This window comes from Pseudomonas sp. H2_A10, assembly GCF_054680085.1.
Genome location: NZ_CP162821.1, coordinates 4,602,032 through 4,624,684 on the forward strand (window position 1 = coordinate 4,602,032; position 22,653 = coordinate 4,624,684).

A 22,653-nucleotide genomic window follows, 5' to 3' on the forward strand; every position below is an offset into this window, starting at 1 on the left:
ACCGCCCCACCCACATTTGCAGCACGTTCGGCGTTGCATACCGGTCGGCTCTAAGGCCGCCGCGCTTTTGATCTTGATCTTGGATCGCCCCGACAAACACGCTGGCCGAAATTCGATATTGATTGGGGGGGGCAAACCGGCAGGGATGCCGGTTTAGCCGCCCCGCGCCATGGATGGCGCGTGGCGGCGGCCCCCCCAATCAATGTCGGATTACGGGCACACCGAGCCTGAGCGAGGTGCCGAGTGTTGGGGCGAAGGCTTTTTGGTTACTTTTGTCTGGGCCGGCTTCCGGACTTTACAAAAGTGACACGCCGTAAGGGCGTAACCCTAAGTGGCCGTTACCGCAGCAACGGATATGTACTCGATCTGATCCAACATCCTGGCCGGCTGTCAGGCTGCTATCGGGAGCAAGCCCCCTCCCACAGGGGATCTGCGCTTGACTGACTGGCATTGGGGCAAGCCCCCTCCCACACAGGCAGCCAACCACCAAAGCCCGACGCAGTCACCCAATCCTGTTGAATACTTGCCTGATCCTCTGAACTTGAGCCCCATCAGATAGATAGCCCTTGCGCCGTAGTCTAGAGTTCGACGATGGGCGACCTGCGGTCGCACCCTCCTATAAGAAACCCGCACCACCAACCGATGATCAGCAGGTGAGCCCGCCATGGAATTACGTATCAACCAAAAGGCCTATCAGGTCGATGCCGACGCCGACACGCCACTGCTGTGGGTGATCCGCGACGATCTGGGCCTGACCGGTACCAAATACGGCTGCGGCCTGGCCCAGTGCGGCGCCTGCTCGGTGCTGGTGGACGGCAATGTGGTGCGCTCGTGCGTGACGCCAGTGGCCGGGGTGGTCGGTCGCGAGATCACCACCATCGAAGCCATCGAAGCCGATGAGGTGGGCAAACGCGTGGTCAGTGCCTGGGTCGAGCATCAGGTCGCGCAATGCGGTTATTGCCAGTCCGGCCAGGTAATGGCGGCCACAGCCCTGCTCAAGCACACCCCTGCCCCCACCAAGGGCCAGATCGACGCGGCGATGGTCAACCTGTGCCGCTGCGGCACCTACAATGCCATCCATGCCGCCATGGATGACCTGGCCGCCGGGAAGGAGACCGCCTGATGAACACGCCTGAACTGATTCCCGGTGTGCCCCTGGGCGAGCCGATCAACCTGTCGCGTCGACGCTTCCTGGCCAGTACCGCCGTGGGTGCGCTGGTCATCGGCTTTGGCCTGCCACTCGGGTCTGGCCGGGTGCAGGCCGCCACCGGCGTGGAGCGCGGCACCCAAGTGCCGGCATTTCTGGAGATTCGCCCGGACGGTACGGTGCGCCTGCTCAGCCCGTTCATGGAAGGCGGCCAAGGCACCCACACCGCCATGGCGCAAATCGTCGGTGAAGAACTGGATGCCGACCCGGCCACGTTCATCGTCGAAGCCGCGCCGCCCGGCGATGCCTACGTGGTGATGGACAACGGCATGCGCATCACCGGCGGCAGCATGTCGGTGCGCATGAGCTACCCGACCATGCGCCGCCTCGGCGCCCTCGCCCGCGCCATGCTGCTGCAGGCCGGCGCCGAGCAACTGCGCGTGCCGCTGAGCGAACTGAGCACCCAACCCGGCCGCGTGGTACACGCCGCGTCCGGCCGCTCCGTGGGCTACGGCGAGTTGGCCGCACGCGCGCTGGATATGCCGGTGCCTGACCCGGCCACTATTACCTTGCGCGACCCGAGCCAGTTCCGCTGGATCGGCAAACCGGTCAAACGCGTGGACGCCTACGACAAATCCACCGGCAAGGCGCTGTACAGCATCGATTTGAAGGTCGACGGCATGCTCCACGCCGCCGTGCAGCACGCGCCGCGCCTGGGCATGACCGTGGGCGTCCTGCGTAACCAGGCACAGGTCGAAGGTATGAAGGGCGTGCATTCCGTGCACACGTTGCCTGGCGCGGTGGCCGTGGTGGCCGAACGCTGGTGGCATGCCAAGCGCGCGGTGGAGGCAATCCAGGTTGACTGGCAAGAACCGACTGCCGACTCCACAGTGCGCACCATGCCCGCTGAGTTTTCCAGCGATGGCTACCGCGACTTCCTTGCGACCCAGCAAGGCCCGGCCCGCGACGATGAAAACGAAGGCGACGTGGCCGCCGCGCTGAAAAACGCCAAGACCCAGGTCGAAGCCACTTACCACAACCAATACGTCAACCACGCCCAGTTGGAGCCGCCTTCCGCCCTGGCGCGTTTCAACCCCGACGGCTCGTTGGACATCTGGTTGCCCAACCAGGCACCGGACATGTTCCGCGCCGACATCGCCAAGCGCACCGGCCTGGCCCTTGAGCAGATCAACCTGCATTCGCCGCTGCTCGGCGGCTTTTTCGGCCGCCACTTTCTGTATGACTCGGCCAGCCCTTACCCACAGGCCATCGCGTTGGCCAAGGCCGTGGGCCGCCCGGTCAAGCTGATCTGGAGCCGGGAAGAAGAGTTCCTGCGCGATGTACTGCGCCCGGTCGCGGTGGTCAAGTTCCGCGCCGCGCTGGATGCCGACGGCTTGCCGGTGGCCATCGAAGCAGTCAGCGCCACCGAAGGCCCCACCGAAGCCATTGCCGGCAAACAGGGCGATAAAATCGACCCCACGGCCCTTGAGGGGTTGTCGGGCAAGAGCTACGCCATCCCCAACAAACGCATCGCGCAGATCTACGTCAAAGGCCCGGCGATGCTCGGCTACTGGCGCTCGGTGGGCAACTCGCTCAACGACTTTTTCTACGAAGCCTTCCTTGACGAACTGGCCGACACCGGCAAACGCGACCCGTACGAGCTACGCCTGCATTTGCTGCGCGACAATCCGCGGCTGACCACCCTGCTCAAGGCGGTGGCCGAGTTGTCCGGCGGCTGGAAGCGCGGCCCCTACACCGCCGAAGACGGCACACGCCGTGCACGTGGCGTGGCCATGGCCTCACCGTTCGGTTCACACGCGGCGGTGATCGCCGAGGTGTCGATTGAAAGCGGCCAGGTCAAGGTCCACCACATCTGGGAAGCCATCGACCCAGGCAGCATCGTCAATCCGGCGATTGTCGAGGCGCAGGTCAACGGCGCGGTCGCGCTGGGGTTATCGCAAACCTTGCTGGAAGAAGCGGTGTATGTGAACGGCAAGCCACGGGCGCGCAACTACGACCTTTACCCGATCCTGCCGCCCTCACGCATGGCGCAGGTACACGTGAAGATCGTGGAGAGTGGCGAAAAGATGGGTGGCATCGGCGAACCACCGCTGCCCGCCGTGGCACCGGCCGTGGCCAATGCCGTGGCGCAGTTGACCGGCCAGCGTATTCGCAGCCTGCCCCTGAGCCGATACACCTTCAGCTAACCGAGCGAGACCGCCCATGAACACCCGTCGATTCGCAAGAACCGCAGGCTGGCTCGCGCTGCCCTGCGTGGTCGCCGCCGGCCTGCTGGCCTGGTACGTCACCCGTCAACCCGCGACACCGTTTGAACAGCAACAAGCCGTCAGTTTCGACCCGGCCCAGGTCAGCCGTGGCGAGTACGTCGCGCGCCTCAGTGACTGCGTGGCCTGCCACAGCCTGCCGGGCAAGGCGCCGTTTGCCGGGGGCCTGGAAATGGCCACGCCGCTGGGGGCGATTCATGCCACCAATATCACGCCGGACCGCGATAACGGCATCGGCACCTACAGCCTCGCCGACTTCGACCGGGCGGTGCGCCACGGCGTCGCGCCGGGCGGCCGCCGGCTCTACCCGGCCATGCCGTACCCGTCTTACGCCAAGCTCAGCGACGACGACATTCGGGCGATGTATGCGTTTTTCATGAAAGGTGTGCAACCGGCCAGCCAAGCGAACATCCCCAGCGATATCCCCTGGCCGCTGAACCTGCGTTGGCCCATCGCGCTGTGGAACGGCCTGTTCGCGCCAACCGCCCCCTATGCCGCCAAGGCTGATCAGGACGCGTTGTGGAATCGCGGCGCCTATGTCGTCCAGGGCCCCGGCCACTGCGGCAGTTGCCACACGCCGCGTGGGCTGGCCTTTAACGAGAAAGCGCTGGATGAATCCGGCAAGCCGTTCCTCGCCGGTGCCTTGCTTGATGGCTGGTATGCACCGAGCCTGCGCCAGGACCCCAACACCGGGCTGGGCCGTTGGGGCGAGCCGCAGATCGTGCAGTTCCTCAAGACCGGGCGTAACCGCCACGCCGTGGTCTACGGGTCGATGACCGAGGCGTTCAACAACTCCACGCAGTTCATGGCCGACGATGACCTGGCCGCCATTGCCCGCTACCTCAAGTCACTGCCCGGCGACCCGCAGCGTGACGGCACGCCCTGGCAGTACGTGGCCACCGAGGTGCGCCCGGATACCCCCGGCGCCCACACCTACGCCACCCGCTGCGCTTCTTGCCATGGTGCCGACGGCAAGGGCCAGCCCGACTGGATGCCACCGCTGGCCGGTGCCACTTCGGCATTGGCCAAGGAAACCGCGTCGGCGATCAATATCACCCTCAACGGCTCGCAACGCGTCGTGGCTGCCGGGGTGCCGGACGCGTATCGCATGCCGGCGTTCCGTGAGCAGTTGTCCGACCAGCAAATCGCCGAGGTGCTGACCTTTGTGCGCGGCACCTGGGGTAATCAGGCGGGTGCGGTGGCCCCCGAGGCAGTGGGCACGCTGCGCGGGCACACCGACCCGGCCAGCAGCAGCCCGATCATTTTGCATATGCGCTGATGCCTAGCCGCGCAGGGAAGCGAGAATCTCTGCGCGGCACACCTGGAGAATTTCGTCGGCGAGGGGCGAATCATCCGGGCAGGCGCGCGAGAGGATGACGGCACCGACTGCATGGGCCAACGTGTCGAGCATTTTTGCACGGCTGTCCTGCCCCGTTGCCTGGGTATCCGCCGAGACGCTTTGCTGCAGCGCCCGCACTGTGTTTTCAACGCCGTCGGCAAAGGTCGTCTTCAGCGCACCGGATTGACGCGCGGCGTCCGCACACAACGCAGCCAAGGTGCAACCGTCGCCCCGTCCGTCGCGGTGCTCGCGCGACACGTACAACTGGATAAATTGCTCTACATCGAGGCCTTCGGTGCTGGCCAGCGATTGCGCAAGACTGTTTTGCGCCGCCTCGGCCATCAGGTCCGCCTTGGAACCGAAGTGCTTATAGAAGCCGCCCTGGGTGAAACCGGCGGTGGCCATCAGCTCTGCCACCCCCACCCCATCGTAGCCACGCTCGCGAAACAGCTCTGAAGCCGTCTGCACGATATGCGCGCGGTTGGCAGCCGATTGCGTCTTGGTGATTTTCATGGACCTGTCCCTCTACGGCCTAAAACAATGGCCTGAGCATACTATGATTACGACCATAATCAAAACTGTTGACAGCTTTGATTATGGTCGACATCATAAAACCGCCAACGCAAATTGTTGCCGGCATGGCGCACGTCGCCCTCCCCTGTATTCGAGGATCCATTCATGAGCAGCTCCAAGACCGTTCTTATCACTGGCGCTTCCACCGGCATCGGCGCCACCTACGCCGCGCGCTTTGCCCAACGTGGGCACGACCTGGTATTGGTCGCTCGCGACAAGGGGCGACTGGACGCCTTGGCAGCCAAGTTGCGCGAGGCGCACAACGTTAATGTTGACGTGATCCAGGCCGACCTGACCCAAACCAGCGACCTGAACCGCGTAGAAACCCGTCTGCGCGATGACGCGGCGATCGGCATCCTGGTCAATAACGCCGGCGCCGCGCAGTCCGGTAGCTTTATCGAACAGTCCACCGACAGCGTGGCGCAGTTGGTCACGCTCAACACCACCGCCTTGGTGCGGCTGACCAGCGCCATCGCCCCACGCCTGGCCCAGGCCGGCGACGGCGCGATTATCAACATCGGCTCGGTGGTGGGCCTGGCGCCGGAATTCGGCATGACGGTATACGGCGCGACTAAAGCCTTCGTGTTGTTCCTGTCCCAGGGCATGAGCCTGGAACTGACGCCCAAAGGCGTCTACGTACAAGCCGTACTGCCGGCCGCCACGCGCACCGAAATCTGGGATCGTGCCGGCATCGACATCAACACCCTCAGCGAGATCATGGAAGTGGGCGACCTGGTCGATGCCGCGCTGGTCGGTTTCGACCGTCGCGAGCCAGTGACCATTCCGCCCTTGCAGGACGCTGCGCGTTGGGATGACTTGCAGGGCGCCCGCCAGGGCTTGCTCGCGCAGATCAAGCAATCCCAGGTGGCCGAGCGCTACACGGCCAAGGCATAAACCGCACTACACTCACTTCGGCGCACTGAGAGTTGAATCACCATGAAGGCATTTTTGATCGACCGTTACGGCAAACACAACGGACGCATCGGCGAGGTTCCCACGCCTGAGGTGGGCGACCATGACGTATTGGTCCAAGTGCGCGCCGCCAGCGTCAACGTGCTGGATTCGAAGATCAGAACGGGCGAGTTCAAGCTGATCCTGCCGTATGCATTCCCGCTGATATTGGGCAATGACCTGGCCGGCGTGGTGATCCAGGTGGGTGCCGCCGTGAGCGGTTTCAAACCCGGCGATGAGGTTTATGCACGTGCGCCCGACGCGCGCATCGGCAGCTTCGCCGAGTTGATCGCGGTGCATGAAGACGCGCTGGCGTTGAAACCCGACAACATCGACATGGAACATGCCGCCGCCCTGCCCCTGGTGGCGCTGACGGCATGGCAGGTACTGGTGGAAACCGCCCAGTTGAAAAAAGGCCAAAAGGTGTTTATCCAGGCCGGTTCCGGTGGCGTCGGCAGCATCGCTATCCAACTCGCCAAGCATCTGGGTGCCTTCGTCGCGACGACTACCAGCAGCGCCAATGTGCAATGGGTCAAGGCGTTGGGCGCGGATGTTGTCATCGACTACAAACAGCAGGACGTCTACAGCGCCCTGCACGATTACGACGTGGTGTTGCATAGCCTGGGCGCGGACGAACTGGAGAAATCCCTCGGCATTCTCAAGCCGGGTGGCCGCCTCATTTCCATCTCCGGGCCGCCGACACCGCAGTTCGCCCAGGCGCACACGCTGCCCTGGGTGCTGGGGTTGGCCATGCGTGTGTTGAGCAGCGGTATCCGCCGCAAAGCACGCAGGAAAACCCTCAACTATGACTTCGTTTTTATGCGCCAGAGCGGCGCCCAACTGAAGCAGATCAAACAGCTGGTGGAGGCCGGCGCGATCAAACCGGTGGTTGACCGCGTGTTCCCGTTCGACGCGACCGCCGATGCCCTGGGCTATGTGGAACAGGGACGGTCAAAAGGCAAGGTGGTCATCAGCCTGAAATGACCGCCCCCTCACACCGCAGTGCCCTACTGGGGTGCCGGCTGCACTGCTTCGAAACTCAATCCTGAACTGCCCGTCACCTGCCAGGGGTTGGCGGCGCCGTAGTGGCTGAACACCACGTTTTCGAAGCGCGAATTTTTCAACCCGTCGATCCGTGCCCCGGCGGCGCCACGAAAACGCACGCGCTGGAACACCAACCCCTCGTGGTAGGCATTGTGCTGGCTGTCGCCCTTGACCTCGATGGCCCGGCCCTGGGCGTCCTCGACGCTCACATCGCTCACGTGGATGTCCTTGAACTGCCCGGCCACTGTGGAGCGCTGGTAATCGAGTTTGGCGTTGGGGTCGTTGTAATCCAGGGTAAAGATGAACGCCTGCTTGACCGTATTGCGCAGCGCCGAATCACGGAAGATGACATTGCGCGCCCCGCCGCCCATGAAGTTGGTGCTCTTCATGCGCAGCCCGGCGTCGGTGCCGTCGGAGACGTTGTCTTCGGCCAGGATGTCCTGGATCCACGCACCGGTATGACTGCCGGCCACCACCATGCCGTGACCTTTGCGGAAGTAGTTATTGAAAATCCAGGCGTCCTGCTGGGGCGGTTGATGCACCGCATTCGCACCGGTGCCGGCGGCGAAATTGACGCAGTCGTCGCCGGTATCGAAGACGTTGTTGAACACCATTGCGCCTTTGCTGTTGGCGAACTCGATGCCATCGCCGTTGTTGGCGTCGTAGGTCGTATGGGTGGTATTGGCCAGCACCACGTTTTCGCTCTCCAGGTTCATGATGCCGTGGAACGCCGGGTTCACCACGGTGAAACCGCCGTAGAACACGTTCTTGACGTTGCGCAGGGTGATCAGCGACGAGCGCATTTGCCCGTAGGCATCCTTGACATTCATGCCCCGCGCCACGGCTTGCTCCACCTGGGCTTTGGCGAGGATGCCGTCCTGGGCATATCGGGTGTTGTCGCTGGGCAGGTAAAACGGCAAGGCCCGGCCTCGCTCATCGATCACATCCGGGTTACGTTTCCAGCCATTGCCGTCGAGGGTGCCTTTGCCGACGATGCGGATATTTTCGAACGCCTGATGCGCGCGCGGATCGCGCGGCAGGGCATTGATCAACGACGCCGGGCGCACGGTGGTGGAATAGGGATATTGGATGTAGCCCGCCAACGGGTAATCCTCGGCGCGCTCAGAGCCGAGCAAGGTTGCGCCTTCGGCGATCTCCAGGGTCATGTGGCTCTTGAGGTAGAGCGCGCCACTTTTGTAGATACCTTTGGGTAGCAAGACCTTGCAGCCCGGCGTGCACGCATCGATCGCGCGCTGGATCGCCAGCGTGTCGAGGTGGCTGCCATCGCCCTTGGCGCCGTATTTTTTCACGTCGAACAGCGCCGCCACAGGGGTGGTGCGCTGCACGACGGCGGGGCTGTCGGCAGACTCCGCGCCGTTGCCATCCACCGAACGTACGGTGAAGCGGTACGCGGTATCGGGCTTGAGGCCCTGTGCGGTGTAGCTGTGGATGCCGATGCGGTGGTGAAAGTGCGCGGTGTCTTGGCGGTAGAACTGGTCGATATAGGGCTTGGCCGGCGACACCTGATCATTATTGGCATGGGCGCTGCCCAACAGCGTGCCGTTGGCGTAGACCCGGTAGTCCTGGATATCGGCATGATCGGTGGGTTTTTCCCACACCAGAATAATCTGCCGGTCATCGTAAGCCAGCGTCGGCACTTGCAGCCCGGACGGCGCCTGCAGCGCCCAGGACAGCGGGCTGCAACCGAGGGCGACGAGGGCCAGGGCAGCGCGTGCGAAGGTGTCTCGAGGGGGTTGGTACGGCATGTTGTTCTCCTTGTTGTTGCCGGTTATCCGTGTTGTGTGGCTGGCGTGCTTCAGCCGACCTGGCGGCGTTCCGACGCCTGGCTGAAGTCACGACTGGCCTGCACCAGCATGCGCGTGTAATCGTGCACCGCCTGGTCCTGGCTGAGCGCCTGGCAGTCGAGCAGTTCAACGAGCTTGCCGTGTTGCATCACCGCCACCCGGTCGCACAGGTGCGTGACGACGCCCAGGTCATGGGTGACCAGCAGGTAAGTGAGTTTCTCGCGCTGGCGCAGGTCTGCCAGCAGGTTGAGGATTTCGGCCTGCACCGACACGTCCAGGGCCGAGGTCGGCTCATCCAGCAACAGCACGCGCGGTTCCAGGATCAGCGCGCGGGCAATGGCCACGCGCTGGCGCTGCCCACCGGACAATTGGTGCGGGTAGCGAAAGCGAAAACTGTCGTTCAGGCCGACCTTGAGCAGGATCTCGTTGATGCGGTCATCCTTGTCCCCTACCCCATGGATAATCAGCGGCTCACGCAGGGCGGTGTCGATGGTGTGCCGGGGGTGCAGGGAGCCGTAGGGGTCCTGGAAGACCATCTGCACCTTGCGAAAATGTTCCTTGGGGATTTTGTGCTGCAACGGTGCGCCGGCAATGCTCAGCGCGCCGCTCCAGTGCCGGTACTGCCCGGCCAGGCAGCGCAGCACGGTGGTCTTGCCCGAGCCGGACTCCCCCACCAGGCCGAACGATTCGCCGTCGGCCACACTCAGGTTCACGTCGTGCAGCACCTGGTTGATGGCGGCACCGGTGCCGAAGCTAAGGTTCAAGGCGTGTGCTTGGATCATGGGCATGCTCAGGGTCCTTATTGGGTCAGCCAGAGGGGGTCGCGCTTGAGCACCGGCAGGTGCGCGCGGCGGTTGTCCATGCTTGGCAGCGCGGCCAGCAGGCCCCGGGTGTAGGGGTGTTCGGCGTAGTGCAGGTCGCAGGCCGCGAGGGACTCGACGACGCGCCCGGCGTACATCACCAGCACGCGGTCGCAGTAGTTACGTACCAGGTTGAGGTCGTGGCTGACAAAGATCAGCCCCATCTGCTGTTGGTCCACCAACTCTTCCAGCACGTTGAGCACTTGCTGGCGCACCGAGACATCCAGCGCCGAGGTGGGCTCGTCGGCGATGATCACTTCGGGGCGGGTAATCACCATCATCGCGATCATGATGCGCTGCCCCATGCCGCCGGACACCTCGTGCGGGTACAGGTTGTACACGCGCTGGGGGTCGCGAATGTGCACCTGTTCGAGCATCCGCAGCACACGCTCGCGGGCATCGCTGCGGCTAGCCTTGTGGTGGGCCAGGTAGGCTTCGGCGATCTGCTCGCCCACCTTGACCACCGGGTTCAGCGAGTACTTGGGGTCTTGCATGATCATCGAGATGCGCTGGCCCCGGATCTTCTGCATGGCCTTTTCACTGGCCGACAGCAAGTCCACTTCGCCAAACGTCATGGCCTTGGCGGTGATCTTCGCACTGGGCGGATGCAGCTTGAGCAGGCTGCGCCCGACGGTGGATTTGCCCGAGCCGGACTCACCGACAATCGCCAGTTTCTCGCGCCCCAAGGTGAAGGACACATCGCGCACGGCGTGGGTTTCTTTCTGGCCACTGACAAAGCGCACGTCAAGCCCTTGGACATTCAATTTAATCGCGGACATCAGGTGGTCCTCCGGTTATTCGCTACGCGGATCAAGGATGTCCCGCAGGCCATCGCCCAACAGGTTGAAGGCCAGGCTGACCAGCATGATTGCCGCGCCGGGAACCGCCACCAGCCACCAGCATTCGAGCATGTAGCGCCGGCCGGTGGAGATCATTGCGCCCCATTCGGGCAACGGCGCCTGGGCACCCAGGCCGAGAAAGCCCAGGGCGGCGGCCGTGAGGATGATCCCGGCCATATTCATGGTCAGGCGGATGATCACCGACGACAGGCACATCGGCACGATATGGCGCAGGATGATCCGCGCCGGCGACGCCCCTTGCAGCTCCACCGCGACCACAAAATCGGCATTGCGCAGCGACAGGGTCTCGGCCCGCGCCAGCCGCGCAATCGGCGGCCAGGACGTCAAGGCAATCGCCACCACCGCATGCTCCAGGCCAGGGCCGAGGGCTGCGATAAACGCCAGCGCCAGGACCAGGCTGGGAAAGGAAATAAAGATATCGGTCAAGCGCATGAACACGGTGTCGACCGCCCCGCCGAAATAGCCCGACACCGTGCCGATAAACAGGCCGATCGGCCCCACGATCACCGTGACCAGGCCAATGATGTACAGGGTAATGCGCGAGCCGTAGACCAGGCGGCTGAAGATGTCCCGGCCATATTCATCGGTGCCGAACCAATGCGCCGAGCCTGGCGCCTGCAAGGCATTGGCGAGGTTCTGCGCCACCGGATCGTGGGTCGCGATCCACGGTGCGAAAGCCGCCACCACCACCAACAGCAGCGCCACCAGCAGGCCCGCCAGGGTCATGGGGTTACGCAACAGGTGTCGCAACACCCGCACGCCGCTTTTGCACAAGGCGTCGAAGCTCGAGCCCGGGGAGCGATCCACCGGGCGCTTCGCCGCCGTTTCCATGGAAGACAGATTGGCATTCATAAGCATCTTCTCTGTGTGAATTCTGGAAGCACTCAACGCTGCTTGTAGACACCCAGGTAACGGGTGGCCTCGGCATCGTCACCGCTGAAACCCTTGACGTCGGCCGCGCTGACCACGGTGTCGGTCATCTGCGAGATCATCAGGATCGGCCCCACCTGCTGGTCGTAGAGGTGCTGCGCCTGGTGGTACAGGCTGATGCGCTGCGCCGAGTCGCGGGTGACCCCGGCCTGGTCGATCAGGCTGTTGAGCTGCGGGTTGAAGAACGAGGCGCGCCAGCCCTGGAAGTTCGGCAAGCCGGCATCGTCGCTGTTGTTGGGGTTGTAGGCGAAGGTGCGCAGGCTGAAATACGGGTGCGGATAACGCTCGGCGCCCCGCGCCACGATGATTTCGAAATTGCGCGCACGCATCGCGCCGTACACCTGGTTGCCGGTGCCGGTGACGATGCTGGCCTTGATCCCGCCTTCAGCCAGGGTCGCTTGCAGGCGCGCCGCGATATCAATGAACGGCGGCTCCGACAAGGTGCGAATGGTGGTGGTGAAACCGTTGGGATAGCCCGCCTCGGCAAGCAGCTTTTTCGCCTTGGTCACGTCCATGTGATAACCCGGGTCCGGCAAGCGCGCCTCCAGCCCCAACTGCATCGGTTGCTGATTGAGCTTGCCGTAGTACGGCATCACCTGTTCATCCAGGCCCTTGTAGTCGATCAGGTTGCGCACCGCTTCACGCACCTGGGGCTTGGCAAACTCGGCTTGCTTCATGCTCATCGCCACGTAATACATGGTGCCCCGTGGCAATGACTGCACCTGGATCTTGTCCGAGCCGTCGATGGCGCGAATGTCCGGCGCGGCCATGCCATAGGCCAGGTCGAGATCGCCACGTTCAAGCATCAGGCGCAGCGACTGCGATTCGGTCATGTGCCGCACCACCACGCGCTTGAGCTTGGCCGCGCCGCCCCAGTAACCGTCGAAACGGGTCAGCAACAGCGAGTCGTTGGCGCTCCATTTGCTGAGCACGAACGGGCCGCTGCCCGCTTCGTTGGTCACCAGCCAACCGGCGCCCAGATCGCCGTTCTTTTCATGGGCCAGGGCGGTCTTGCGGTCCACCACCACGGCGCTGGGCGAGATCGCCAGGGAATCCACCAGCAGCAGCGGGTCCATGGTCTGCGGCAGGTCGACCACCAGGGTATGGGCATCGGTGGCGCGAATCAGCGATTGAATGTTGTCGAGGTTGTAGCCATAGGCCTTCCAGGTGGTGGCCAGGCCGAAGTTGAGTTTCATCACGCGGTACAGCGACCACGCCACGTCCTCGGCGGTCAGCGGGTTGCCCGAATGGAACTTAACGTCCTGGCGCAGGTGGAAGGTCACCTGCTTGCCGTCCTCGCTGATGTCCCAGCGCTCGGCCAGTTGTGGCAGGTGTTTTTCCGGGTTGCCCTGGTCACGCTTGATCAGCGTGTCGTAGAGGTTGGCGTTGACGCCGGACGCATCCAGGCCAGGCGCGTTGGCGGGGTCGATGGAAAACAGGTTGACCATGCTCATGCCGACGATCAGTTGATCGGCCGGGGTTTTGGCGTGGGCCATTGTCATCGGCCCGAGGGCGAGAACGGCCGCGAACAGGCCAAGGTGCAGTGTCGAAAATGTCATGGAAAATTCCTTGTTTTTATTGGTTTTATCCGTGCCGCGTTTTGGGTTAACGGGTGCGCGGGTCGAATACCTTGTACAAGGCATCGCTGATCAGGTTGAGTGCGACGAAAATCAGGCCGATCACCAGCACGCAGCCCATCACCGCATTCATGTCACCCAGCATCAGGCTGCTGGTCAGGTACTGGCCGAACCCCGGCCAGGCAAACACCGTTTCGATCAACACCGCGCCCTCCAGCAACGAGCCGTAGGCCAGCGCCACCACCGTCAGCAACTGCACGAGGATGTTGCGAAACGCATGCCCCCACACCACTTGGCGACGGGACAAACCCTTGACCCGCGCGGTGATGATGTACTCCTGGGACAGTTGCTCCAGCATGAAGCTGCGGGTCATGCGGCTGATGTACGCCACCGAGTTCAAGCCCAGGATCAGCGCCGGCAACACGATATGACGCAAGGCGCTCGCGAAGGCGTCCCAGTCGCGCGCCAGGCTGGTGTCGATCAGCAGCAGGCCGGTGACCTCGGGCACCATGCCGTCATAAGCCAGGTCGATGCGCCCCGCTCCACCGGCCCACCCCAGCCAGGCGTAGAACACCAGCAGGCCCATCATGCCCAGCCAGAAAATCGGTGTGGAGTAGCCGAACAACGTGATCACCCGTGCGACGTGATCGCCGAGGCGGCCTTGGTTACTGGCCGCGCACACGCCCAGTGGCAAGCCGATAAGTACGCCGAACAGGATCGCCAGGGTGGCCAACTCGATGGTCGCCGGGAACACGCGCAGGATGTCGTCAAGCACCGGGTGGCCGGTCAACAGCGCATTGCCGAAGTCACCGTGGAGCAGGTCGTTGAGGTAAAGCCCGAACTGGATCCAGATCGGTTTGTCCAGGCCCATTGAGCGGTACACCTGGTCGTAGGTGGACGCGTCCGCGTCGGGCCCGACCACGGCCAGCACCGGGTCCAGCGGCATGACGCGGCCGATGATGAAAGTCAGCGCCAGCAGGCCGAGCAAGGTCACCAGCACGGTGCTGGCGCGCCGCAGGGTGTTGGAAGCGCGAGCGCCCATGACAGAGGCAGTCATAACAAACATAGTGAGCTCCTGATTAATCGATCAGCGCTTTTTGTAGACGTCTTTGTAGCGCGTGGTCGCAGCGGTGTGGCCCTGGAAGTCGGCTACGTCGGTGTATACCACCACGGTGTCGGTCATTTGCGAGACGGGCAAAATAGCCCCCACCTGCTGATCGACTTGCGCCTGGATATCCCGGTACTGGGCCAGTTGCTTGCCGGCGTCGGGCTCGACTTCCGCGCGCTCGATCAGTTGATTGAGTTCAGCGCTGTAAAAAGAAGTACGCCAGCCCTGAAAGTTGGTGAGCTTGGCTTCATCGCGGTTATCCGGGTTGTACACCAGGGTGCGCAGGCTGGAATGCGGATGCCGCTCTGCGCCGCCACCGCCGCGTCCGACAATGATGTCGAAGCTGCGCTCACGCATCGCGCCATAGATCTGGTTGCCGGTGCCGGTAATGATGCTGGCCTGGATACCGGCCTGGGCCAGGGTCGACTGCAGGTTGGAGGCAATGTTGATGAATGGCGGCTCGGCCAGCACGCGGATGGTGGTCTTGAAGCCGTTCGGGTAGCCGGCTTCGGCCAGCCAGGCCTTGGCCTGCTCGACATTGAGCGTATAGCCGGGGTCGGGCAGGCGCGCGGCCAACCCGAGCGGCATCGGCCGTTGGTTGATCACGCCGTAATGCGGCATGACCGTCTGGTTGATGCCCTGGTAATCGATCAGCGAACGCACGGCCTTGCGCACGCGCGCATCGGCGAACATCGGCTGCTTTACGCTCAGCGCCACGTAATACAGCGTGCCGCGTTGCAGGGTCTGGGTGCGCACCTTGTCGCTTTTTTGCAGGGCTTCGATGTCCGGCGCGGACATGCCTTTGGCGATGTCCAGGTCGCCGCGCTCGATCATCAGGCGCAACGACTGCGACTCGGTCATGTTGCGCATGACGATGCGCTTGAGCTTGGCCGGGCCACCCCAGTAACCGTCGAAACGGCTCATCAGGATGACATCGTTGGCGCGCCAGTCATTGAGCACGAACGCGCCACTGCCGGCCGCATGCGTCACCAGCCAGGCGGCGCCCATGTCGTTGTTTTTCTGGTGTTCGAGGACTTTTTCGCGGTCGAGGATAAACGCACTGGGCGAGGTCGCCAGGGTGTTGAGCACCAGCAGCGGATCGGTCGGCCGTGGCAGCTCTATCACGAAGGTCGCGGCATCGGTGGCGCGCATATAGCGTTCGACGTTTTCGGCGGTGAAGCCGTAGGCCTTCCAGGTCGACGCCAGGGCCAGGTTGAGTTTGAGCACGCGATGCAGCGACCAGGCCACGTCTTCGGCGCTCAGGGTGTTGCCGGACTGGAACCTCACCCCGTCGCGTAAATTGAAGGTCAGGGTCTTGCGGTCATCACTGACCTGCCAGCGTTCGGCCAGCGCCGGCACCAGGCGGTCAGGCTGGGCGACGTCCTGCACCAGCAGCATGTCATAGAGGTTGGCGTTGATCTCCGACACGTCCAGGCCGGTGGCGGCCGCCGGGTCCAGGGACAACAGGTTGATCATGCTCATGCCGACAATCAGTTGATCAGCCGGGGTTTTGGCAAAGCTCTGGGGTACCGCGGTCACGGCCAGGGCGGCGACGAATACCCGCGCCCACAGCGAAGGGAAAATAGTCATAACAAGAGTGCCTTTTTTATATTTATAGGGCTCTCGGCCAGCCCGGCTTATGCCGAACGGGCCGTGTATACGTCAGAAGCTCTTAAGCGTGTTGGTCTCGATGTAGTTGAAGTCGATGTCTTCACCCAGGCCCGGCAAGTCGGACAGGTGCACAAAACCGTCATTGTCCATCGGGTCCACCAGGCGCTTGAGGTAGGCCGGAACGTCGTCGTAGTCCAGGTACGGGTGCAGCAGGCCGCGTTCGTACCAGGTGCAGTTCTTGATGGCGCCGACCACCGCCAGGTTGGCGGCGCCGTTGCCATGGATCTCGCAGTCCATGCCAAACGACTCAGCCAAATGCGCCACCTTCAGGCACGGTGCAATACCGCCGACGCCCGCCACGCCGGCACGCAAGATATCGCAGACATCGTGCTTGACCCAGCTGGCGCGGCTCAGGTGCTTGCCGGACAGGGTTTCCGGGCCCAGCACTGGTATATCCAACTGCCCCGCGAGCCAGGCATAGGACTCGGCGGACTCTTCCATCATCGGCTCTTCGAACCAGGCAAAGTCGAGCTTCTCCAACTCGCGCCCGATGTACAGCGCCTCGGTGCGGCTGTACCAGTGGTAACCATCGAGCATCAATGCAATGTCCGGCCCGACAGCTTCGCGCACGGCCGCACAGGCTGCGACATCGATGCGCGGGCTTGGCGCAAAAGACACCGGCGGCATCCACGTGTGCAATTTGATGGCCTTGTAACCGCGCTGCACCAGGGTTTCGGCGAACCGGCCGTAGTCGTCGGGGGTCGCCAGGCCGCCGGGCAACTCATCGCCGCACATGGTCGAGCCATAAGCCGGCACCTTATCGCGGAACCCGCCGATCAACTTGTGCACCGGCACGCCCAGTGTGCGCCCCGCCCAATCCCACAGCGCCTGCTCAACCAGGGCCAGCGCGCGGTCAGTCAACTGGCTGGCGCTGCCGCGCTGCCAATGCGCCAGGTCGTGCCAGATCTTCTCGCGGTCAAACGCGTTTTGGCCCACCAGCACTTTGCGCACAAAGCCGTCCAGCACATAGGGGCGGATCAACTCGGGGGCGCCAAAGGCATAACCCTCCTGGCCATCTTCGGTCTGGATACGCAGCAGCGCCATCTGCGCCTGGGAGACATCACCGGGGTGAGCATGGCCGGCGCTGTCCACTGCGCGGCGGGTCGGGTAGGAAAACACCTGGACGTTGACTGCTGTGATTCTCATGGACGTCTTAAGCCTTCTTATTGGATTTGAGACAGGAATGTCGTCTGTTGCGACCGATCATAGGTCATCGTACAACACTTGAAAAGACCCAATAATCCGCCTCCATTTCTGCGGTTTTCTCGGCAAAACCCCACATAAGCCCGATTTTTAAAGACAACCAAAGAATAACAGGATTGGCTGTAAAGCCCTATTCACTGGGCACATATATTTCAAGATGTTTCAAAACCACCGATAACCCGTAGACGAGTCGTCTTGTCGTACGATAACGTATATCGGCAGCATAGATGAGATCCATACGCAACAACGTACTGCCGCAGCATCCTCAAACGACCCTAACAAAAACAAAAAAGAAGACCGTATGAACACCACCCTACGCACGCTCGTCACTGCCCTGGCCCTCAGCCTGCCGCTCTATGTCAGCGCTGACTCTGCCAGCATCAACTACCGCCACCAGTTCACCGAGGAAGACAGCGCCCACGCTGATCGAATCAAGCTCAATTACCGCCTGGACAGTGGCCTGGGTTTTGAAGCGGAAATGAAATACCGCACCGCCGGGGACCGCGAAGACGTCGCCTATGACAACCTGGTCAACAACGGTCACGAGTTCACCGTCAGCTACAACTACAAGCTCAGCCCGCAGTCGACGTTGACCCCGGCATTCCAGATGGACAGCTCGAAGGACTCGACCACCTACAAGCTCGGCCTCAAGTACAACTACAAGATCAACGATGCTTTCTACGCGGCGACGCGCTACCGGCTGGATACCAAAAAACTCGATCGCGACCAGGTCGACGAAGACCTGCCCGACCACATCAAGGATGACCAGACCACCCACCGCTTTGAGGGCTGGCTCGGCTATACGCCGGCGAGCAAATGGGCGTACGAATACCAGTTCATCTATTTCAAGACGGACTACATTCGCTACGACAACAAGAAGAACGACTACGAACAGAACCTGATCGTCAAATACAAACTGACCAAGGAATGGGCACCGTTCATGGAGATCGGCGACGTGAAGGTCAACGCCACCTCTGAAGACCGCCAGGCACGCTGGCGCCTGGGTGTGCAGTACAACTTCATGTAATGCCCCGCGCCACTTGCCTTGCTTGTGCGCATCGCTCGCCAGGCAAGTGGCACGCAGTCAACCAGCAGTAAAGCGCCACGAGCAGCCTGCCTCCGTTGGGCCGGGCTGCCGGCTCAGGGCCGCGCGGTTACTACGGCCGGGCCGTGCGACAACTGCGCGGCAGCCGCTTCGTAGGCACGGCGCATACGCTCGCGGCTGTTGGACAGGTGCAGGCGCATCGCGGCACGAGCGGCGTCGGCATCGCGCCGCAGGATGGCTTTGTAGATATCCTCATGCTCACGACTCAAGCGCTCCAGGTAGGGCTCCTTGTTGTCGTTGGCCAAGCGTTTGGAGTGCAGGCGCGTACGCGGCAGGATGTTGACCCCCAGGTGCAGCATGATATCGGTGAAGTAGCGATTGCCGGTGGCCAGCGCGATCTGCTGGTGAAACTGGAAGTCCGCCGATACCGCATAATCGGCACTCACCGCTCGCGAGTTAAGCGCATCCAACGAGTCGCGCATCACCCGCAACTGCTCATCGGTACGCCCCACACACGCCAGCCCCGCCGCCTCCACTTCCAGACTGATGCGCAACTCAAGCACCGCCAGCACATCCTGCAAGGTCACGATGGTCTCTGGGTCGATCCGGAACCCACTGGGGCTGGGCACATCCTTCACAAACGTGCCGACGCCATGCCGGGTTTCGACCAGGCCCGCAGCTTGAAGACGCGAGATGGCCTCACGCACCACGGTGCGGCTCACGCCGTGCTCGGCCATCACTTGCGATTCGGTCGGCAGCTTTGTGCCACGCGCCAGCTCACCGGCGCAGATGCGTCGGGAAAGTTCGGTGACCAGCTCTTCGGCCAGGCTTCGGTGTCGGCGGCGAACCGTGGGCTGGACGTTCGGGTTGTCCATCAAGAACACAAGTCTCGGTTTACGAAGGAAGGCGCATCATAGCGCATTGGTTGTACGACAACGTAGACGCGCGTGATGGACACCCCGGTTACTTGCTCTCTTGAGCCTTGCCCTCCTGCATTTGCACCGACGATTTGCTGCCATCGGTGTTGTTCTTGGTGGTGTTATCGGCGCTGTCGAAACAGCCCTGAAGCATCAACATGCTGCACATTACCAGGCAGAATCTGTTCATGACGGGTCACCTGCTGACGGGTTTTATGAACGAGCCAAGCAGTGGCTCAGCCCCTTGATTTATCAGGCCGCCCGACCGACCCATACGTTCAACAAAACCGCTCAGGGCCTGACAAGTGGTTGCGGCGGGCAACGCAAAACCGGTGGCAAGCCGTATTACCCATTAAAAAAAGCTGCCCTTTGGCACCGATAACATCGTTTCTCGGGCGCACAGCCAGTCCCTATATTGAGCCGCACTATCCAGTGAACGAACCAACGTTCACGCCTCTTCAGTGCGAGTAGTCTCAATGAACAAAAAACCTGACAGCGCAGGGCTTGATAATGCGGGCGCCGGGACCCGAGCGGTCTGGGGTGGAGAGCAAGTCAGGCACCCCTACAACGCCACCCAAACCCCCATCGTGGTCAGCGCGGCTTACGGTTACGACGATATCGACGTCTGGTATGACGTGGCGCTGGGCAAGGCTCCAGGCTTCATCTATAGCCGAATGAGCAACCCGACGGTCGAAACCCTCGAAGCCAAAATCAGCGAGCTGGAAATGGCCGAGTCCGCCGTCGCGTTCAGCAGCGGCATGGCGGCCATCAGCAGCGTGCTTTACACCTTCCTGGCCCACGGCGATCGCGTGGTGTCCACCAAGGACAGTTATGGCGGCACCAACAAGATTTTCGAAGAATTCCTGCCGCGCATGGGCGTGGAGGTCACCTTGTGCGAAACGTTCGACCACGAGGCCATCGAACGCGAAATCGCCCGAGGCTGTCAGGTGCTGTACCTGGAAACGCCGACCAACCCGACCCTCAAAATCCTCGATATCCAGCGCCTGGTGGCAGCGGCCAAGCGCGTCGGCGCCCTGGTGGTGGCCGACAACACGTTCGCCACACCGCTGAATCAGAACCCGCTGGCGCTGGGGGTGGATGTGGTCATCCACAGCGCGACCAAATTCCTCAGTGGCCACGGCGACGTATTGGGCGGCCTGGTCTGCGGCGCTCAAGCGCTGATGAGCAAGGTTCGGCATTACCGCGAAATCAATGGCGCGACGCTCGACCCGTTCTCGGCCTACATGATCATCCGCGGCATGAAAACCCTGGTGCTGCGCATGCGCCAACAACAACGCAGCGCCCATGCCCTGGCGGAGTTTCTGTGCACTGAACCCTTGGTCGCGTCCGTCAATTACCCCGGCTTGCCCAGCCACCCGAACCACGCAGTGGCCTGCGCGCAAATGGGCGGTTTTGGCGCCATCGTCAGTTTTGTGCTGATTGGCGGCATGGACACGGTCAAGGTGCTGCTGCCGCGCCTGCGATTTGCTCACTGCGCCGGCAACCTCGGTGCGGTCGAAACCATCTACGGCCCGGCCCGCACCACCAGCCACGTGGAAAACACGCTTGAAGAACGCCTGGCGCTGGGTATTTCCGAAGGGCTGGTGCGTGTTTCGGTGGGGATCGAGGACACCGACGACTTGCTCGACGACCTGAAACAGGCGTTCGCGTTTGTGCGCTGCCTGCGCGAGGAAACAAGCCACCAGCCTGCCTGAACGCAAGTCTCAAACCCCACGACAGGGCCGTCTGTGGGGCGTTTCATGAAGAGGAATAATAATAAAACCAAGTGGCGAGGTTCCGACCTGCCCTAACAACTTTCATGAGAACAACCATGTCCATAAAAGAACAAAAACTCAACGCGCGCGCCGGTTTCAAACAGGAAATGCAGACCCGCCACATTGTCATGCTGGCCCTGGGCGGCGTGATCGGCACCGGGCTGTTCCTGACGTCCGGCTATACCGTCAACCAGGCCGGCCCCTTAGGGGCGGTCATCGCCTACATCATCGGCGCACTGATGGTCTACATGGTCATGATGTGCCTGGGTGAGCTGGCGGTGCAGATGCCTGAAACCGGCTCGTTCAGCACTTACGCCACGCGCTTTCTCGGCCCCGGCACCGGCTACACCGTGGCCTGGCTGTACTGGCTGACATGGACCGTGGCCATTGGTTCGGAGTTCACCGCTGCCGGTATCTTGATGACACGCTGGTTTCCGGACACGCCCGTATGGATCTGGAGTGCGCTGTTCGCCGGCACGGTGTTCCTTACCAACGTGGTCTCGGTCCGTCTGTTTGCCGAGACCGAATTCTGGTTGTCGCTCATCAAAGTGGTGACGGTGGTGGTGTTCCTGGCCATCGGCGGCGGGGCCATTCTCGGGCTGCTGAATATCGACCAGGCGCACAGCATCGGCTTGGCTAACTTTACTCGCGAAGGCTTGTTCCCCACCGGTTTCATGTCGATCGCGATGACCTTGCTGGCGGTCTCGTTCGCCTTCTCGGGCACCGAGTTGATCGGCATCGCCGCCGGCGAAACCAAAGACCCTCAACGCAATGTGCCGCGAGCCATTCGCACCACCGTGCTGCGCCTGGCGGTCTTTTTTGTCGGCACCATCTTTGTGCTGGCCACCCTGCTGCCACGCGAACAGGCCGGTTTGGTGGAAAGCCCCTTCGTAACGGTGTTCACCTACATCGGTATCCCCTACTCGGCCGACATCATGAACTTTGTGATCATTACCGCGCTGTTGTCGGCGGCCAACTCCGGGCTTTACGCCGCCTCACGGATGCTCTGGACCTTGAGCGACCAGGGTCACCTGCCCAAGCAGTTCTCGCAGCTGACCCGCATGGGTACGCCGTTGAATGCCATTATCCTGAGCATGATCGGCGGCGGCGCGTCCCTGCTCAGCAGTGTGTTCGCCGCCGACACCGTTTACCTGGCACTGGTATCGATTTCCGGGCTGGCGGTGGTGGTGGTGTGGATGAGCATCGCCGCCAGCCAAATTGCCTTTCGCCGGCACTATGTGGCCAACGGCGGCGATGTGCGCGCGCTGAAGTTCCGCGTCCGGGGTTACCCGTGGGTGCCGCTGGGCGCGCTGGCCTGCTGCAGCCTGGCCTGTGTGGGGATCGCTTTTGACCCGGAACAGCGGGTCGCGCTGTACTTTGGCGTGCCCTTCATCGCCTGGTGCTACTTCGTGTATTACATTACCCGCAACAGCCGCGAGCGACGCTTGTCGCTCGCCTCCACAGTGCAACCGTCCGATGCGTTCTAGGCTCGTTCGACGCCGTGGGTCAGCGTGCTCAGTGCAGCGTCAATGAGGTCCAGACCATGAAGCAAAAGCCGCTCCC

General features: G+C 62.4%; 19 protein-coding genes. 8 read left to right on the plus strand and 11 right to left on the minus strand.

Going from position 1 to position 22,653, the window contains the following annotated elements:
* Positions 1-664: 664 nt before the first annotated feature.
* The 3 genes from AB4O23_RS21325 to AB4O23_RS21335 are packed head-to-tail and all read left to right on the plus strand — an operon-like array spanning position 665 to position 4,711.
* The gene (locus AB4O23_RS21325; protein WP_017528347.1) at positions 665-1,123 is read left to right on the plus strand and encodes a (2Fe-2S)-binding protein; all 459 of its coding nucleotides are present in this window, start codon (positions 665-667) and stop codon (positions 1,121-1,123) included.
* Complete coding sequence (locus AB4O23_RS21330; protein ID WP_065877846.1) at positions 1,123-3,354, plus strand: xanthine dehydrogenase family protein molybdopterin-binding subunit; 2,232 nt, start codon at positions 1,123-1,125, stop codon at positions 3,352-3,354. Before AB4O23_RS21325 ends, AB4O23_RS21330 begins: the two co-directional genes overlap by 1 nt.
* A gap of 16 nt (positions 3,355-3,370) precedes the next feature.
* Positions 3,371-4,711 (plus strand): c-type cytochrome, encoded by a 1,341-nt coding sequence (locus tag AB4O23_RS21335; RefSeq protein ID WP_017528345.1) that lies wholly within the window; start codon positions 3,371-3,373, stop codon positions 4,709-4,711.
* Between the two features lie 3 nt (positions 4,712-4,714).
* Here the strand turns inward: AB4O23_RS21335 and AB4O23_RS21340 are convergent, their stop codons facing one another.
* A complete protein-coding gene (locus AB4O23_RS21340; protein ID WP_017528344.1) occupies positions 4,715-5,284 on the minus strand; it encodes a TetR/AcrR family transcriptional regulator in 570 nt (189 codons plus the stop codon).
* Positions 5,285-5,449: 165 nt separating this feature from the next.
* On the opposite strand from AB4O23_RS21340, the gene AB4O23_RS21345 reads away from it, so the two are divergent.
* Together AB4O23_RS21345 and AB4O23_RS21350 are read left to right on the plus strand one after the other, a co-directional pair.
* Positions 5,450-6,238 carry an SDR family NAD(P)-dependent oxidoreductase gene (locus AB4O23_RS21345; RefSeq protein WP_460069215.1) on the plus strand — a complete coding sequence of 263 codons (789 nt, stop codon included), beginning with the start codon at positions 5,450-5,452 and terminating at the stop codon, positions 6,236-6,238.
* Positions 6,239-6,280: 42 nt separating this feature from the next.
* Positions 6,281-7,279, plus strand: a complete 999-nt coding sequence (locus tag AB4O23_RS21350; RefSeq protein WP_017528342.1) for an NADP-dependent oxidoreductase — start codon at positions 6,281-6,283, stop codon at positions 7,277-7,279.
* A gap of 23 nt (positions 7,280-7,302) precedes the next feature.
* On the opposite strand, the gene AB4O23_RS21355 is transcribed toward AB4O23_RS21350, so the two are convergent.
* The 8 genes from AB4O23_RS21355 to AB4O23_RS21390 form a co-directional block, all read right to left on the minus strand.
* The gene (locus tag AB4O23_RS21355) at positions 7,303-9,105 is read right to left on the minus strand and encodes a glycosyl hydrolase family 28 protein (protein WP_017528341.1); all 1,803 of its coding nucleotides are present in this window, start codon (positions 9,103-9,105) and stop codon (positions 7,303-7,305) included.
* 50 nt (positions 9,106-9,155) lie between these two features.
* Entirely contained in the window at positions 9,156-9,932 is a 777-nt protein-coding gene (locus AB4O23_RS21360) for an ABC transporter ATP-binding protein (RefSeq protein ID WP_065877842.1), read from the minus strand.
* A gap of 11 nt (positions 9,933-9,943) precedes the next feature.
* On the minus strand, positions 9,944-10,783 hold the full coding sequence (locus AB4O23_RS21365) for an ABC transporter ATP-binding protein (RefSeq protein WP_068932190.1): 840 nt from the start codon (positions 10,781-10,783) through the stop codon (positions 9,944-9,946).
* Between the two features lie 15 nt (positions 10,784-10,798).
* Complete coding sequence (locus tag AB4O23_RS21370) at positions 10,799-11,716, minus strand: ABC transporter permease (protein ID WP_065877840.1); 918 nt, start codon at positions 11,714-11,716, stop codon at positions 10,799-10,801.
* Between the two features lie 32 nt (positions 11,717-11,748).
* Positions 11,749-13,353, minus strand: a complete 1,605-nt coding sequence (locus AB4O23_RS21375; RefSeq protein ID WP_065877838.1) for an ABC transporter substrate-binding protein — start codon at positions 13,351-13,353, stop codon at positions 11,749-11,751.
* 46 nt (positions 13,354-13,399) lie between these two features.
* The gene (locus AB4O23_RS21380; RefSeq protein ID WP_460064021.1) at positions 13,400-14,413 is read right to left on the minus strand and encodes an ABC transporter permease; all 1,014 of its coding nucleotides are present in this window, start codon (positions 14,411-14,413) and stop codon (positions 13,400-13,402) included.
* Positions 14,414-14,458: 45 nt separating this feature from the next.
* Positions 14,459-16,069, minus strand: a complete 1,611-nt coding sequence (locus AB4O23_RS21385; protein WP_068932191.1) for an ABC transporter substrate-binding protein — start codon at positions 16,067-16,069, stop codon at positions 14,459-14,461.
* Between the two features lie 72 nt (positions 16,070-16,141).
* Positions 16,142-17,296: a mandelate racemase family protein gene (locus tag AB4O23_RS21390; RefSeq protein ID WP_026067292.1), complete on the minus strand. Its 1,155-nt coding sequence runs from the start codon at positions 17,294-17,296 to the stop codon at positions 16,142-16,144.
* A 358-nt stretch (positions 17,297-17,654) separates the two neighbouring features.
* Here AB4O23_RS21390 and AB4O23_RS21395 point away from each other — a divergent pair, with 358 nt between their 5' ends.
* Entirely contained in the window at positions 17,655-18,380 is a 726-nt protein-coding gene (locus AB4O23_RS21395; RefSeq protein WP_017528335.1) for an oligogalacturonate-specific porin KdgM family protein, read from the plus strand.
* 113 nt (positions 18,381-18,493) lie between these two features.
* Here the strand turns inward: AB4O23_RS21395 and AB4O23_RS21400 are convergent, their stop codons facing one another.
* Positions 18,494-19,273 (minus strand): FadR/GntR family transcriptional regulator, encoded by a 780-nt coding sequence (locus AB4O23_RS21400; protein ID WP_017528334.1) that lies wholly within the window; start codon positions 19,271-19,273, stop codon positions 18,494-18,496.
* Between the two features lie 88 nt (positions 19,274-19,361).
* A complete protein-coding gene (locus tag AB4O23_RS21405) occupies positions 19,362-19,505 on the minus strand; it encodes a hypothetical protein (RefSeq protein ID WP_017528333.1) in 144 nt (47 codons plus the stop codon).
* Between the two features lie 286 nt (positions 19,506-19,791).
* Between AB4O23_RS21405 and AB4O23_RS21410 the strand changes: the two genes are divergently transcribed.
* The gene (locus AB4O23_RS21410; protein WP_017528332.1) at positions 19,792-21,030 is read left to right on the plus strand and encodes a cystathionine gamma-synthase family protein; all 1,239 of its coding nucleotides are present in this window, start codon (positions 19,792-19,794) and stop codon (positions 21,028-21,030) included.
* Between the two features lie 116 nt (positions 21,031-21,146).
* The gene (locus tag AB4O23_RS21415) at positions 21,147-22,577 is read left to right on the plus strand and encodes an amino acid permease (protein WP_017528331.1); all 1,431 of its coding nucleotides are present in this window, start codon (positions 21,147-21,149) and stop codon (positions 22,575-22,577) included.
* The last annotated feature ends 76 nt before the right edge of the window (positions 22,578-22,653 follow it).

What these genes read in the sequence shown, in the direction of transcription:
- AB4O23_RS21325 (WP_017528347.1), top strand. Translation starts at nt 665, where the DNA reads ATGGAATTACGTATCAACCAAAAGGCCTATCAGGTCGATGCCGACGCC.
- AB4O23_RS21330 (WP_065877846.1), top strand. Translation starts at nt 1,123, where the DNA reads ATGAACACGCCTGAACTGATTCCCGGTGTGCCCCTGGGCGAGCCGATC.
- AB4O23_RS21335 (WP_017528345.1), top strand. Translation starts at nt 3,371, where the DNA reads ATGAACACCCGTCGATTCGCAAGAACCGCAGGCTGGCTCGCGCTGCCC.
- AB4O23_RS21340 (WP_017528344.1), bottom strand. Translation starts at nt 5,284, where the DNA reads ATGAAAATCACCAAGACGCAATCGGCTGCCAACCGCGCGCATATCGTG.
- AB4O23_RS21345 (WP_460069215.1), top strand. Translation starts at nt 5,450, where the DNA reads ATGAGCAGCTCCAAGACCGTTCTTATCACTGGCGCTTCCACCGGCATC.
- AB4O23_RS21350 (WP_017528342.1), top strand. Translation starts at nt 6,281, where the DNA reads ATGAAGGCATTTTTGATCGACCGTTACGGCAAACACAACGGACGCATC.
- AB4O23_RS21355 (WP_017528341.1), bottom strand. Translation starts at nt 9,105, where the DNA reads ATGCCGTACCAACCCCCTCGAGACACCTTCGCACGCGCTGCCCTGGCC.
- AB4O23_RS21360 (WP_065877842.1), bottom strand. Translation starts at nt 9,932, where the DNA reads ATGCCCATGATCCAAGCACACGCCTTGAACCTTAGCTTCGGCACCGGT.
- AB4O23_RS21365 (WP_068932190.1), bottom strand. Translation starts at nt 10,783, where the DNA reads ATGTCCGCGATTAAATTGAATGTCCAAGGGCTTGACGTGCGCTTTGTC.
- AB4O23_RS21370 (WP_065877840.1), bottom strand. Translation starts at nt 11,716, where the DNA reads ATGAATGCCAATCTGTCTTCCATGGAAACGGCGGCGAAGCGCCCGGTG.
- AB4O23_RS21375 (WP_065877838.1), bottom strand. Translation starts at nt 13,353, where the DNA reads ATGACATTTTCGACACTGCACCTTGGCCTGTTCGCGGCCGTTCTCGCC.
- AB4O23_RS21380 (WP_460064021.1), bottom strand. Translation starts at nt 14,413, where the DNA reads ATGGGCGCTCGCGCTTCCAACACCCTGCGGCGCGCCAGCACCGTGCTG.
- AB4O23_RS21385 (WP_068932191.1), bottom strand. Translation starts at nt 16,069, where the DNA reads ATGACTATTTTCCCTTCGCTGTGGGCGCGGGTATTCGTCGCCGCCCTG.
- AB4O23_RS21390 (WP_026067292.1), bottom strand. Translation starts at nt 17,296, where the DNA reads ATGAGAATCACAGCAGTCAACGTCCAGGTGTTTTCCTACCCGACCCGC.
- AB4O23_RS21395 (WP_017528335.1), top strand. Translation starts at nt 17,655, where the DNA reads ATGAACACCACCCTACGCACGCTCGTCACTGCCCTGGCCCTCAGCCTG.
- AB4O23_RS21400 (WP_017528334.1), bottom strand. Translation starts at nt 19,273, where the DNA reads ATGGACAACCCGAACGTCCAGCCCACGGTTCGCCGCCGACACCGAAGC.
- AB4O23_RS21405 (WP_017528333.1), bottom strand. Translation starts at nt 19,505, where the DNA reads ATGAACAGATTCTGCCTGGTAATGTGCAGCATGTTGATGCTTCAGGGC.
- AB4O23_RS21410 (WP_017528332.1), top strand. Translation starts at nt 19,792, where the DNA reads ATGAACAAAAAACCTGACAGCGCAGGGCTTGATAATGCGGGCGCCGGG.
- AB4O23_RS21415 (WP_017528331.1), top strand. Translation starts at nt 21,147, where the DNA reads ATGTCCATAAAAGAACAAAAACTCAACGCGCGCGCCGGTTTCAAACAG.